This is a genomic window from Streptomyces chartreusis (assembly GCF_008704715.1).
Lineage (GTDB): Bacteria > Actinomycetota > Actinomycetes > Streptomycetales > Streptomycetaceae > Streptomyces > Streptomyces chartreusis.
In genome coordinates this window covers 1,101,257-1,116,501 of record NZ_CP023689.1, presented here as the reverse complement: position 1 = coordinate 1,116,501, position 15,245 = coordinate 1,101,257, and the positions used below count along the sequence as shown (strand labels likewise).

Below are 15,245 nucleotides of genomic sequence, written 5' to 3'. Positions count from 1 at the left end.
CCGAGGAAAGGGCATCGACCATGCCGGACGAAGCAAAACTCGTCGAGTACCTCAGGTACGTCACCGCTGACCTGCACGAGACCCGGCGGCGTCTCGACGAGGCCGAGTCGGGCCGCCACGAGCCGGTCGCCGTGGTCGGCATGGCCTGCCGTTTCCCCGGCGGAGTGCAGACCCCCGAGCAACTGTGGGAGCTGGTCGCCTCCGGCACCGACGCCATCACCCCGTTCCCCGCGGACCGCGGCTGGGACCTCCAGGGCCGCGGCGGCTTCCTGGACGACGCCGGCGGCTTCGACGCGGGCTTCTTCGGCATCAGCCCGCGCGAGGCCCTCGCGATGGACCCGCAGCAGCGGCTGCTGCTGGAGACGGGCTGGGAGGCGTTCGAGCGGTCCGGCATCGACCCGCAGAGCCTGCGCGGCAGCCAGACCGGCGTCTTCGTCGGCACCAACGGCCAGGACTACGTCCGCCTCGTCCACACCGCGAAGGAGGACCTGTCCGGACACGCCGGCACCGGCCTCGCCGCCAGCGTGATCTCCGGCCGCGTCGCCTACGTGCTCGGCCTCGTCGGCCCGGCGGTCACCGTGGACACGGCGTGCTCGTCGGCGCTGGTGTCGCTGCACCTGGCGGCGCAGGCGCTGCGCAGCGGCGAGTGCTCCCTCGCCCTGGCCGGCGGCGTCACCGTGATGACGACCCCGGCAGCCTTCGCCGGCTTCGACGTGCAGGGCGGCCTCGCGTCCGACGGCCGCTGCAAGGCGTTCTCCGACGACGCCGACGGCACCACCTGGTCGGAGGGCATCGGCGTCGTCGTACTGGAGAAGCTGTCGGACGCGATACGCAACGGCCGCCGCATCCTGGCCGTGGTGAAGGGCTCCGCGGTCAACCAGGACGGTGCGTCGAACGGGCTTACGGCGCCGAACGGTCCGTCGCAGCAGCGGGTGATCCGGCAGGCTTTGGCGTCGGCGGGGTTGCAGCCGGCTGAGGTGGACGCGGTCGAGGCGCACGGCACCGGCACCCGCCTCGGTGACCCGATCGAGGCACAGGCCCTGCTCGCCACGTACGGCCAGGACCGTGAACGGCCCCTGCTGCTCGGCTCGGTGAAGTCCAACATCGGCCACACCCAGGCCGCGGCCGGCGCCGCCGGACTCATCAAGGCCGTCATGGCCCTGCACCACACCGCACTGCCGCCCACCCTTCACGTCGCCCGCCCCTCCGGCCACGTCGACTGGGCCGAGGGCGCCGTCGAACTCCTCACCTCCACCACCGACTGGCCCGACACCGGCCGGCCGCGCCGCGTCGGCGTCTCATCCTTCGGCATCAGCGGCACCAACGCCCACGTCATCGTGGAACAGCACACCCCTGCCGCCACCACCGACCCGGAGCAGGCCACCGTCACCCCCGGCGCCGTCGCCTGGCCGGTCGCCGCCCGCACCGAGGCCGCACTGGACGAACAACTCGACCGGATCCGCACCCGGGCGGAGCACCACCCGGCGCTGGACGTCGGCCACTCACTCGCCACCGCCCGCTCGGCCTTCGAACACCGCGCGGTGCTGGTCGCCGCCGGGGGAGCGCCGGCCGAGGTGGCCCGGGGCGAGGCCCAGGAGGGTCCGCTCGCCCTCCTGTTCTCCGGTCAGGGTGCTCAACGGCTGGGCATGGGGCGCGAGTTGTACGGCCGGTTCCCGGTGTTCGCGCGAGCCCTTGACGAGGTGTTGGGGCAGTTGCCGCCTGGGGTGCGGGAGGCGATGTGGGGTGCGGACCCGGGGGTGTTGGAGCGTACGGGTGTGGCTCAGCCCGCCTTGTTCGCGGTCGAGGTGGCCCTCTATCGCCTCGTGGAATCCCTCGGCGTCACTCCCGACTACGTCGCCGGTCACTCGGTGGGTGAGATCGCGGCCGCGCATGTCTCGGGTGTGTTGTCGCTGGCGGATGCGTGTGTGGTGGTGTCGGCGCGGGCGCGGTTGATGGAGGCGTTGCCGGAGGGCGGCGCGATGGTCGCCGTGGAGGCGACCGAGGAGGAAGTACTGCCGCATCTGGGCGGTGACGTGGCGTTGGCTGCGGTCAACGGGCCCCGTGCCGTGGTGCTTTCGGGCGCCGAGGAAGGCGTCGAGCGGGTGTTGGCGGCGCTGGGGGAGCGGCGGCACACGCGGCTGTCCGTCAGCCACGCCTTCCATTCGCCGCTCATGGATCCGATGCTCGACGACTTCCGTGCCGCCCTCGCCGGGCTCACGGCCCACGAGGCGCACGTCGATGTCGTCTCCACCGTCACCGGCGCGCCGATCCGCCCGGCCGACCTCGCCTCGCCCGACCACTGGGTGCGGCACGCCCGGGAGACCGTGCGGTTCGCCGACGGTGTCGGTGCGCTCGCGGACGCGGGTGTGCGGCACTTCCTGGAGATCGGCCCCGACGCCGTCCTCACACCCCTGGTGGAGAACGCCGTACCGCTGCTGCGGCGGGACCGTGACGAGGAGACGGCCGCCGTGACCGCACTGGCCAGGCTCCACGCCGATGGCGTACCCGTGGACTGGCCGGCGCTCTACGCCGGGACCGGCGCCCGCACCGTCGACCTGCCCACCTACCCCTTCCAGCACGAGCACTACTGGCCCGAACCCGCCGACGCGGTGGCCCTGGCCGCGTCCGGTGACGGTGCGGACGCCGACTTCTGGGCCGCCGTGGAGCGCGAGGACCTCGCGGCGCTCGCCAACCGGCTGGACATCGGCACCGAGGCGCTCGGCGGGGTGATCCCCGCGCTGTCCGCCTGGCGCAGCAGACGGCGGGCCCGGTCGCTGGCCGACGCGTTGCGCTTCCGCGAGACGTGGCAGCCGCTGCCCATGGCACCCGCCGCCGGACCGTCCGGGACCTGGCTGGTCGTGCTGCCCGCCGACGGACCCGACACGGACAGCGCCTGGCTCGACGCCGTGACCGGCGCGCTCGGACCCGGCACCGTGTCCGTCCGGGTCGGCAAGCGGCCCGCGCGCGGTGAACTCGCCGAGGAACTGTCCCGGCTCACCGCCGACGGAACCCGCTTCACCGGCGTGCTCTCCCTGCTCGCCGGCACCGACGCCACCCGCTGGACCAGCGTCCCGGTCGGCCTGGTCGACACCGCCGTACTGCTCCAGGCCATGGACGACGCCGGGATCCGCACCCGGATCTGGGCCGCCACCCGCGGCGCGGTCGCCGCCTCGCCCGACGAGACCGTGCGGCCGCTGCAAGCCGCGCTCTGGGGGCTCGGGCGGGTCGCCGCTCTGGAGTACCCGGACCGGTGGGGCGGGTTGATCGACCTGCCGGGGCAGCCGGACGCCGCCGCACTGCGCCGGTTCACCACTCACCTGGCCGGCGGGGGCGAGGAGGACGAGGTCGCCGTCCGGGGCACCGGAGTCTTCGGACGCCGGCTCGTGCCGGCGCCGGGTGCGCAGGAGGCTCCGGTGTGGGAGCCGTCCGGGACCGTGCTGATCACCGGTGGTACGGGTGCGTTGGGCGGGCATGTGGCCCGGTGGGCCGCCGAGCACGGTGCCGGGCATCTGCTGCTGCTCAGCCGACGTGGCCGACAGGCGCCCGGCGTCGAGGAGTTGGAGGCCGAGCTGACCGGGCTCGGCGCGCGCGTGACCATCGCCGCGTGCGACACCGCCAACCGCGCGGAGCTGTCGGCCGCGCTGGACGCGATCCCCGCCGACGTACCGCTGACCGCCGTCGTCCATGCCGCCGGTGTCCTCGACGACGCCGTACTCAACGGCCTCACCCCGCAGCGCTTCGGCGCCGTGTTCCGCGCCAAGGTCAATCCCGCGCTGCTGCTGGACGAACTCACCCGTGAGCACGACCTGTCGGCCTTCGTGCTGTTCTCGTCGGTGGCCGGTGCGGTCGGCAATCCGGGGCAGGGCAACTACGCCGCCGCGAACACGGTGCTGGACGCTCTGGCCCAGCGGCGCCGGGCCGAGGGCCTGCCCGCCACGTCCGTCGCCTGGGGCGCCTGGGACGGCGGAGGCATGGCCGCCGCGCTGACCGACGCGCTGCGCGAAACCGGCACCACCGCCCTGGAACCCGGGCTCGCCCTCGGCGTGCTCGCCGAACTCGCCGTCGACGCGGCGCCCGTGACCGTCGTCGCCGACCTCCAGCAGCAGGACACCCTGCGAATGCTGTTCAGCATCCGCCCCTGCGCCGCCCTCAGCGCCCTGCCCACCGCGGCGGAGGCCCGCACCGCGGCCCGCAGACTCCGCGACGACACCCGCTCCGCCGCCTCCGTGCTGCGCCGCAAGGTGTACGCCGCCCCCGAGGACGAGCGCGTCCCGCTGCTCCTCGAACTGGTCCGCGCCCACGCCGCGGGCGTCCTCGGCCACGCGGGACCGGAGGCCGTGGACGCCGAACGCGCCTTCCACGACATCGGCTTCGACTCGCTGACGTCGATGGAACTGCGCAACCAGCTCGCCCGCTCCACGGGCCTCGCCCTGCCCGCGAGCCTCCTCTTCGACTTCACCCGGCCCCGGACCCTCGCCGAGCACCTCGTCGCCGAACTCCTCGGCAGCGAGGACGAGTCGGACGGCCCGCTGCTCGCCGCGGAGCCCGCCGACACCACCGAGGACCCGGTCGTCGTGGTCGGCATGGCGTGCCGTTTCCCCGGCGGAGTGCAGACCCCCGAGCAGTTGTGGGACCTGGTCGCCTCCGGCGGCGACGCCATCTCCGCCTTCCCCACCGACCGCGGCTGGGAGATCCGGGGCCAGGGCGGCTTCCTGCACGACGCCGCCGACTTCGACCCCGAGTTCTTCGGCATCAGCCCGCGAGAGGCCGTCGCCATGGACCCGCAGCAGCGGGTCCTGCTGGAGACGGGCTGGGAGGCGTTCGAGCGGTCCGGCATCGACCCGCAGAGCCTGCGCGGCAGCCGCACCGGCGTCTTCGTCGGCAGCAACGGCGTCGACTACCACCACCTCATCGCCCGCGCCAAGGACATGGAAGGCCGCGGCGTCATGCTGTCGGCCAGCGTCATCTCCGGCCGGCTCGCCTACGTCTTCGGCCTGGAGGGCCCGGCGGTCACCGTGGACACGGCGTGCTCGTCGGCGCTGGTGTCGCTGCACCTCGCGGCGCAGGCGCTGCGCAGCGGCGAGTGCTCCCTCGCCCTCGCCGGCGGCGTCACCGTCATGACCACCTCCGCCGCCTTCATGGGCTTCCGCCACCACGGCGGCCTCGCCGAGGACGGCCGCTGCAAGGCCTTCGGCGACGACGCCGACGGCACCGGCTGGTCCGAGGGCGTCGGCATGGTCGTACTCGAACGACTCTCGGACGCCGTCCGCCACGGACATCCCGTCCTGGCCACCGTGCGCGGCTCGGCGATCAATCAGGACGGTGCGTCGAACGGGCTCACGGCGCCGAACGGTCCGTCGCAGCAGCGGGTGATCCGGCAGGCTTTGGCGTCGGCGGGGTTGAAGCCGGCCGAGGTGGACGCGGTCGAGGCGCACGGCACCGGCACCCGCCTCGGTGACCCGATCGAGGCGCAGGCCCTGCTGGCGACCTACGGCCAGGACCGTGAACGGCCGCTGCTGCTGGGCTCGGTGAAGTCCAACATCGGCCACACGCAGGCCGCGGCCGGCGCCGCCGGACTCATCAAGGCCGTCATGGCCCTGCGTCACGCCGTCGTCCCGCGCACGCTGCACGCGGACGTGCCCTCTTCCCACGTCGACTGGTCCGTGGGTGCTGTCGAGATCGCCACCGCCAACACCGACTGGCCCGACACCGGCCGCCCGCGCCGCATGGGGGTGTCCTCCTTCGGCATCAGCGGCACCAACGCCCACGTCCTGCTGGAACAGGCCCCGCGGGCCGAGGCGGAGGAGACGGTCGCCGTCACCCCGCACGCGGTGCCCTGGCCCGTGACCGCCATCAGCGAGGCTGCGCTGGACGCCCAGCTCGACCGGATCCGCGCCCACGCGGGCGACCACGCCCCCGCGGACGTCGGCCACTCCCTGGCCGTCGGCCGCTCCACCTTCCCCCACCGGGCCGTCCTGCTCGCCACCCCCGACGGACTCACCGAGGCCGCGAGGGCGGTCGCCGAGCCCGGCCCGATCGCCGTCCTGTTCTCCGGTCAGGGTGGTCAACGGCTGGGGATGGGGCGGGAGCTGTACGGCCGGTTCCCGGTGTTCGCGCGAGCCCTTGATGAGGTGTTGGGGCAGTTGCCGCCTGGGGTGCGGGAGGCGATGTGGGGTGCGGACCCGGGGGTGTTGGAGCGTACGGGTGTGGCTCAGCCCGCCTTGTTCGCGGTCGAGGTGGCGCTGTACCGGTTGGTCGAGTCGCTGGGCGTCGTGCCCAAGTACGTTGCCGGTCACTCGGTCGGTGAGATCACGGCCGCACACGTCGCCGGGGTGCTGTCGCTGGCGGATGCGTGTGTGGTGGTGTCGGCGCGGGCGCGGTTGATGGAGGCGTTGCCGGAGGGCGGCGCGATGGTCGCCGTGGAGGCGACCGAGGAGGAAGTGCTCCCGCATCTGGGCGGTGAGGTGGCGTTGGCTGCGGTCAACGGGCCTTGTGCCGTGGTGCTTTCGGGTGCCGAGGAGGGCGTGGAGCGGGTGTTGGCGGCGCTGGGGGAGCGGCGGCACACGCGGCTGTCGGTCAGCCATGCCTTCCACTCGCCGCTGATGGACCCGATGCTCGACGACTTCCGTGCCGCCCTCGCCGGGCTGACCTTCGGTGAGCCCACCCTGCGTCTGGTCTCCAACCTGGCAGATGGTGACGGGCGTTCCGCCGAGCACTGGGTGCGTCACGTGCGGGAGACCGTGCGGTTCGGAGACGGGCTGCGGGCGCTCGGGGACGCGGGTGTGCGGCACTTCCTGGAGATCGGTCCCGACGCCGTTCTCATCCCGCAGGTCGGGGAGAGCGTGGCGGACGTCGTCGAGGCCGTGCCATTGCTGCGCCGGGACCAGGACGAGGAGACGGCCGCCGTGACCGCGCTGGCCAGGCTCCACGCCACCGGCGTTCCCGTGGACTGGCCCGACTTCTTCACCGGCACCGGCGCGCGCCGCGTCGACCTGCCCACGTACGCCTTCCAGCGGGCCCGTTACTGGCCCGAGGCCGCCGAACCGGTACCGCGGGGCTCCGGCGCGGACGCCGAGTTCTGGGCCGCCGTGGAGCGCGCCGACGTCGCCGCCCTCGCCGGGCGCCTCGACGTCGCCCCCGACGCCCTCGACGCGATCGTCCCGGCGCTGTCCTCGTGGCGGAGCCGCAGCCGGGTGCGTACGACCGTCGACTCCTGGCGTCACCGCGAGACCTGGCAGCCGCTGACCGCCACGGCGGCCGGTCGCCGCGAAGGCACCTGGCTCGCGGTGCTGCCCGCAGACCCGGCCGCCTGGGCACGCGCCGTCGCCGACGCGCTCGGCCCGGACACCGCGCTGCTCGTCGTGGACGGCACCGGGCGCGACGCACTCGCCGCACAGTTGCAGCAGTTCGCGACGGCTGGCTCCGTCACCCGAGTCGTCTCCCTGCTGGCCGCCGACACCAGCACGCTCTCCGGCGACGTGCCCGCCGGCCTGCCCGCGACGGCCCTGCTCCTCCAGGCACTCGACGACGCCGGTCTGAACGCGCCGGTGTGGTCGGTGACCAGGGGCGCCGTCACCACCGCCGGTTCCGGTGCGGGGTCCGTCGATCCGTCGCAGGCCGCCTTGTGGGGGCTCGGGCGGGTCGCCGCTCTGGAGTACCCGGACCGGTGGGGCGGGTTGATCGACCTGCCGGGCCTCTTGGACGACGCCGCGCTGAGCCGGTTCGCCTCCTTCCTCGCCACTCCGGGTGACGAGGACGAGGTCGCCGTGCGCGGTGCCGGTGTCCTCGGTCGGCGTTTCGTGCAGGCGCCGGGTGCGGAGGAGGCTCCGGTGTGGGAGCCGTCGGGGACCGTGCTCATCACGGGCGGTACGGGTGCGTTGGGCGGGCATGTGGCCCGGTGGGCGGCCGAGCACGGTGCCGGGCATCTGCTGCTGCTCAGCCGGCGTGGCCGACAGGCGCCCGGTGCGCAGGAGTTGGAGGCCCAGCTCGGGGTGCGTGTGACCATCGCCGCGTGCGACACCGCCGACCGCGCGGAGCTGTCGGCCGCGCTGGACGCGATCCCGGCCGACGTACCGCTGACCGCCGTCGTCCACGCCGCCGGTGTCCTCGACGACGCCGTGCTGGACGGGCTGACCCCCGACAGGTTCACCGACGTCTTCCGCGCCAAGGTCAATTCCGCGCTGCTGCTGGACGAGTTGACCCGCGAGCACGACCTGTCGGCGTTCGTGCTGTTCTCGTCGGTGGCCGGTGCGGTCGGCAACCCGGGGCAGGGCAACTACGCCGCGGCGAACACGGTGCTGGACGCCCTCGCGCAGCGCCGTAGGGCCGAAGGTCTGCCCGCCACGTCCGTCGCCTGGGGTGCCTGGGCCGGGGCAGGCATGGCCGCCGGAGTCCAGGACCCGGAGCGGTCCGCCGGCGCCGCGCTGCTGGACCCGGTCGCGGCGCTCACCGCGCTCGCCGAACTCGTCCCCGAACCCCACCCCGTCACGGTGGTCGCCGGGCTCCGGCATCCGCCGTTCCTCCAGGCGCTGTTCAGCCTCCGCCCGTCGCCCGCCCTGGCCGCGCTGCCCGCCGGCCGGGAGGCGCTGCGCACGGCCCGCACCTCACGCTCCGCCGGTGAGGACGCCCGCCGCGCCCTGCGGGAGAAGGTGCACGCCACGACTCCCGGCGAGCGGCTGCCGCTGCTGCTCGACCTGGTGCGCACCCAGGCCGCGGCCGTGCTCGCGCACCCCGGCCCCGCCGCGATCCGCCCCGACAAGCCCTTCCAGGACCTCGGCTTCGACTCGCTCACCTCGATGGAGCTGCGCACCCGGCTGGCCCGGGTCACCGGCCTGCCGCTGCCCGCCGGACTGCTCTTCGACCACCCGCGGCCCCGCACCCTCGCCGAGCATCTCCTCGACACGCTGCTCGGCGAGCCGGCCGCCGCGCCCGCTCCCGTGCCCGCCGGACGGGCCGCCGCCCCCGACGAACCCCTCGCGATCGTCGGCATGGCCTGCCGCTTCCCCGGCGACGTCCGGTCCCCGGAGGACCTGTGGGAGCTGGTCGCGGGCGGCCGGGACGCCATCGGTCCGTTCCCCACCGACCGGGGCTGGGACCTCGACGTCCTCACCGGGGCGGGCCGCGGGCACAGCGCCACCGCCGAGGGCGGATTCCTCGGCGACGTCGCCGACTTCGACCCGGAGTTCTTCGGCATCAGCCCGCGCGAGGCCCTGGCGATGGACCCCCAGCAGCGCGTCCTGCTGGAGACGACCTGGGAGGCCTTCGAGCGGGCCGGCATCGACCCGCACACCCTGCGCGGCAGCCGCACCGGCGTCTTCGTCGGCACCAACGGGCAGGACTACGCCGAACTCGTCTCCCGCTGCGCCGAGAACCTGGAGACCCACCTCGGCACCGGCCTCGCCGCCAGCGTCATCTCCGGCCGCATCGCCTACGTCTTCGGTCTGGAGGGACCCGCGGCCACCGTCGACACGGCCTGCTCCTCCTCCCTGGTCTCCCTGCACCTGGCCGCCCAGGCGCTGCGCGGCGGCGAGTGCGAACTCGCCCTCGCCGGCGGTGTCACCGTGATGACCAGCTCCTCCAGCTTCTCCGGTTTCACCGCGATGGGCGGCCTCTCCGGGGACGGCCGCTGCAGGGCGTTCTCCGACGCGGCCGACGGCACCGGCTGGTCCGAGGGCGTCGGAGTGCTCGTGGTGGAGCGGCTGTCCGACGCCGAACGGCACGGGCACCGGATCCTCGCCGTGGTCCGCGGCTCCGCCGTCAACCAGGACGGCGCTTCCAACGGGCTCAGCGCCCCCAACGGGCCCTCCCAGCAGCGCGTCATCCGCCAAGCCCTCGGCGCCGCCGGACTCACGCCCGCGGACATCGACGCCGTGGAGGCGCACGGCACCGGCACGACACTCGGCGACCCCATAGAGGCAGAGGCCCTGATGGCGGTGTTCGGGGCGCCCGAGCGTGCCCGGCCCCTGCTGCTGGGCTCGGTGAAGTCCAACATCGGGCACACCCAGGCCGCCGCCGGAGTCGCCGGCGTCATCAAGACCGTCATGGCCCTGCGCCACGGCACCCTGCCGCCCACACTGCACGTCGAGACGCCGTCGTCGCACGTCGACTGGTCCTCGGGCCCGGTGACGCTGCTCGACCGCGCCACCCCGTGGCCGGACACGGGGCGGCCCCGCCGGGCGGGCGTGTCCTCGTTCGGCATCAGCGGCACCAACGCGCACGTCGTCCTCGAACAGGCCGCGGACCCCCTCCCGTCACGGACGGACGACGACACCGGTGCCCCGGCGTCGGCCGGACGTGCGTTGCCGTGGGTGCTGTCCGCCCGTACCCCCGCCGCACTGCGCGGCCAGGCCGCCTCACTCGCGGAAGGCATCGGCCACGACCCCGCCGCGGACCTCGCTGACGTGGCCCACGCCCTCGCCGGCGACCGGGCCGTCTTCGAGCACCGCGCGGTCGTCGTCGGCACCGGCCGCGACGCCCTCCTCGCCGGACTCGACACGCTCGCCGCGGGCGACGCGGTGGCCGCCGGAGTCGTACGCGGAAGCGGCGACGGCGAGGGCCGTACCGTGCTCGTCTTCCCCGGGCAGGGCGCCCAGTGGGCCGGCATGGGTGCCCGGCTGCTGGAGGAGTCCCCGGTGTTCGCCGCGCGCATCGCCGAATGCGCCGCCGCGCTCGCCGAGTTCACCGACTGGTCCCTCCTCGACGTCCTGCGCGGCACCGAGGACGCCCCAGCGCTGGAGCGCGTCGACGTCGTCCAGCCGGCCACCTGGGCCGTCATGGTCTCGCTGGCCGCGGTCTGGGAGGCCCACGGTGTCGTCCCGGACGCGGTGGTCGGACACTCCCAGGGCGAGATCGCCGCGGCCGTCGTCGCCGGGGCGCTGTCCCTGACCGACGGCGCCCGCGTCGTGGCCCTGCGCAGCCGGGCCATCGCCCGCCGCCTCGCCGGACGCGGCGGCATGATCGCGGTCCCGCTGCCCGCCGCCGACGTCGAACCCCTCATCGCCCCCTGGGACGGGCGGCTGTCCCTCGCCGCGGTCAACGCGCCCGACGCCGTCGTCGTCAGCGGCGACGCGGCCTCCCTCGACGAGTTCTTCGGCCGGCTCACCGACGACGGCGTCCGCGTCCGCCGCATCGCCGTCGACTACGCCTCCCACTCCGCCCATGTCGCGGACCTGCACGCCGACCTGCTCACCGACCTCGCGCCGCTGACCCCGCGCGCCCCGCGGATCCCGCTGCTGTCCACGGTCACCGGCGAACGCCTCGACACCGCCGCGACGGACGCCGAGTACTGGTACCGCAACCTGCGGCAGACCGTGCGGTTCGCGGACGCCGTCCACGCGCTGCTCGACCAGGGCTGCACCCGGTTCGTGGAGTGCGGGCCGCACCCCGTGCTGACCGGCGCCGTCCAGTCGTGCGCGGAGGCGGCCGGCATCGACGCCGTCGCCGTCGGCACACTGCGGCGCGGCGAGGACGGCACGGACCGTGTGCTCACCTCCCTCGCCGAAGCCTTCGTCCGCGGCGTGCCCGTGGACTGGACGGCAGCGATCGGCGGCCGTTCCAGGGCCGTCGATCTGCCCACGTACGCCTTCCAGCGGCAGCGGTACTGGCCCACCGCCGCCGCGATGACCACCGACGTTTCGGGTGCCGGCCTCGACCCGACCGGGCATCCGCTGCTCGGCGCCGCCGTCACCGTCGCCGACTCCGGCGACCTCGTCCTCACCGGCACCCTGTCCCTGTCCGCGCAGCCCTGGCTCGGTCAACACCGCGTGTCCGGAGCCGTGTTCTTCCCCGGCACCGGATTCCTCGAACTCGCCGTCCGGGCCGGAGACGCCGCGGGCTGCGCAAGGGTCGACGAACTCACCGTCGCCGCCCCGCTCGTCCTGCCCGAACGCGGCGCCGTGCAGGTGCAGGTCCGGGTCGACGCGGCCGACGAGGAGGGCCGGCGCGGCATACGGTTCCACTCCCGGCCCGCCCGCGGCGACACTCCCTGGCAGCTGCACGCCACCGGAGCCCTCTCCCAGGACCCCGCCGCCCCGGCCCCGCTCGACACCACCGAGTGGCCGCCCGCCGGCGCCACCGAGGTCGACGTCACCGACATCTACCAGCGCTACTCCCGCGCCGGACTCGACTACGGGCCCGCCTTCCAGGGACTGCGCGGCGTGTGGCGGCTCGACGACGACGCCTACGCCGAGGTCGTCCTGCCCGAACCGGTCGGCAGCACCCAGGGCCTCGGACTGCACCCGGCGCTCCTGGACGCCGTACTGCACGCCGGTGTCCACGCGGGCGAGGAGAACCACGAGCGGATGCTGCCGTTCGGCTGGCAGGACGTCACCCTGCACGCCTCCGGCGCCACCGTGCTCCGCGCCCGCATCACCCGCACCGGCCCCGACTCCCTCACCATCGCCGCGACCGACGTCGAGGGCGACCCCGTCGTCACCGTCGGCACCCTCACCCTGCGCGCCGGCACCGACCGGCCCACGGCCACCCCTGTCGACGACCCGCGCGACGCCCTGCTGCACCTCACCTGGGAACCCGCGCCGGCCGACCTGTCCGCACCCGCGGGCGCCCGCTGGGCCGTCGTCGGCGACGACGCCCACGGCCTCGGCCAGGCCCTGGCGCTGGCGGGGGAGAGCGTGGTCGCCTACGCCGAGACCTTCGCCGCAGCCATCGGTGAGGACGGCGACAACGGCCCCGTCCCGCACGGCTTCCTCGTCTCCGTCACCGGCGGCCGGGACGCCGACGCCGCGCACGACACCGTCACCCGGACCCTGACGCTGCTTCAGCACTGGCTCGCCGACGAACGCCTCGACCGCTCGCGGCTCCTCCTCGTCACCCGTGGCGCCGTCGCCCCCGACGGCGGTGCGGTGACCGACCCGGCCGCGGCCGCCGTCTGGGGACTCGTGCGCTCCGCCCAGTCGGAGAACCCGGGCCGCTTCGTCCTGGTCGACCTCGACGAGGCGGAGACCTCCGCCACGGCCCTGCCCGCCGTGCTCGTGGCCGAGGAGGAGCAGTGGGCGGTCCGCGACGGCCGCCCGAGCGTGCCCAGGCTCGCCAGGGTCACCGCCGGGCCGCCGGCCGAGAGCACCGGCGGTGCCGCCGACGGGAGCGCGGACGGCACTGGAGGAATCGCCGGCTGGAACCCGGACGGCACCGTCCTCATCACCGGCGGCACCGGCGGCCTCGGCGGCGAACTCGCCCGGCACCTGGTCACCCGGCACGGCATACGGCACCTGCTGCTGGCGTCCCGCGGCGGCGAGGCCGCGCCCGGCGCCGACGCGCTGCGCGCCGAACTCACCGACGCCGGCGCCTCGGTGACCGTGGCGGCCTGCGACGTCTCCGACGCCGACGCCGTCGACGCGCTGGTCGCCGCGGTGCCCGCGGAACACCCGCTGACGGCCGTCGTGCACACCGCGGGCGCCCTCGACGACGGCGTGCTGCCGTCGCTCACCGCCGAGCGGGTGTCCGCCGTGCTGCGCCCCAAGGCCGACGGCGCCTGGCATCTGCACCGGGCCACAAGGGAGTCGGACCTCGCCGCGTTCGTCCTGTACTCCTCGGTCTCCGGCGTCCTCGGCAGCCAGGCACAGGCCGGCTACTCCGCCGCCAACGCCTACCTCGACGCCCTCGCCGGCCACCGCCGCGCACAGGGACTGCCCGCCACCTCGCTGTCCTGGGGGTTCTGGGCCCGCCGTACCGGCATGACCGCGCAGCTGACCGAGACCGACGTGCAGCGCATGGAACGCTCCGGGACCCCGCCGCTCGGCCTGGAGTTCGGGCTGGCACTGTTCGACGCCGCGCTCAGCCGCGACGAGGCCCACCTCGTGCCGCTGCGGATCGACCGGACACGCGCCGGCGGCGACGTACCGCCCCTGCTGCGCGGCCTGCTCGGCGGAGCCCGGCGCACCGCCGCCACCGCCACCCGGTCCTTCGCCACACTCCGCGACCGGCTCGCCGAGCTGGACGCCGCCGAGCAGCACAAGGCGCTCACCGACCTCATCGTGGAGACCTCGGCGGTACTGCTCGGCCGGCGCGAGGACGGCCCCCTGGACCCGAACCGTGAGTTCCTCACCCTGGGCTTCGACTCGCTCATCGCCCTGGAACTGCGCAACCAGCTCGGCGAGGCGCTCGGGCTGCGGGTGCCGACATCGGCCGTCTTCGACCACCGCACCCCCGCCCGGCTCGCCGAATGGCTCCAGGGCCAGCTGGCCGCCCTCGGCAACCGGGCTGCGGCCGGCCCCGGCACGCTCACCGCGAACACCCGCGACAGCGCACCGGACTCGGTGGTCAACCTGTTCTTCGACACCGTCAGGAACGGCAAGACCCTGGAGGCCATGAGGCTGCTGATGGCGGTCGCGGCGACCCGGCCGCAGGTCGAACTCACCGCCGAGGTACCGGAACTGCCGCAGCCGGTCGCCCTGGCCGAAGGACCCGCGCGACCCCGGCTGATCTGCGTCAGCGCGCCCGGCGCCACCGGTGGTGTGCACCAGTACGCCCGGCTGGCCGCCCCGTTCCGCGGCAGCCGGCACGTCAGCGCGCTGCCGCTGCTCGGCTTCGCCGAGGGCGAGGCGCTGCCCGCCGACAGCGAGGCCGCGGTCCGCCTCATCGCCGAGAGCGCCCTGCTGGCCAGCGAGGGCGAGCCGTTCGTGCTCGTCGGCTACTCCATGGGCGGCACGTTCGCCTACCGCGCGGCGGGCGTACTGGAGGAGACCTGGGGCATCCGCCCCGAGGGCGTGATCATGCTCGACACGCTCAGCCTCGAGTACAAGGCGGGGGAGGGCGTCGACTGGGACCTCTTCCACGAGAACTACCTCGCCGACATGGACAAGCCCGCGGTGAAGCTCGACAGCGCCCGGCTGTCCGCGATGGCCCAGTGGTTCCTGCGGATGACCACCGGCGGCGCGGAACGCTACAAGACCGGCGTGCCCAGCCTGCTGATCCGCTGCACCACGTCCATGCCCGCGGTCGACCGCGGCGACCAGGCCCCGCCCGTACCGGCCCACACCACCCGCATGATCGACGCCACCCACCAGACCCTCGTCGCCGAGCAGTCCCACGAGACCGCCCGGCTGATGGAGGAGTGGCTGCGGGCCCTGGAGTCCGAAGGGCTCTGACCCGCACCCGCACGCACGTCCGCGCACGGCACGACAGGTGCCGTGCGCGGACGCGCCATGCCCTGGAAGGCACCGGGCGGCGGCCCACAGGTCTAAGGAAAACCGAGAGCCCCCCGACCTACCTTCCACAACAGTCTCGCT

The 15,245-nt window shown here is 74.8% G+C and carries 1 protein-coding gene; it reads left to right on the top strand.

What is annotated here, in order from left to right:
• Nucleotides 1–20: 20 nt before the first annotated feature.
• On the top strand, nt 21–15,104 hold the full coding sequence (locus CP983_RS44625; RefSeq protein ID WP_280116552.1) for a type I polyketide synthase: 15,084 nt from the start codon (nt 21–23) through the stop codon (nt 15,102–15,104).
• Nucleotides 15,105–15,245 lie beyond the last annotated feature (141 nt).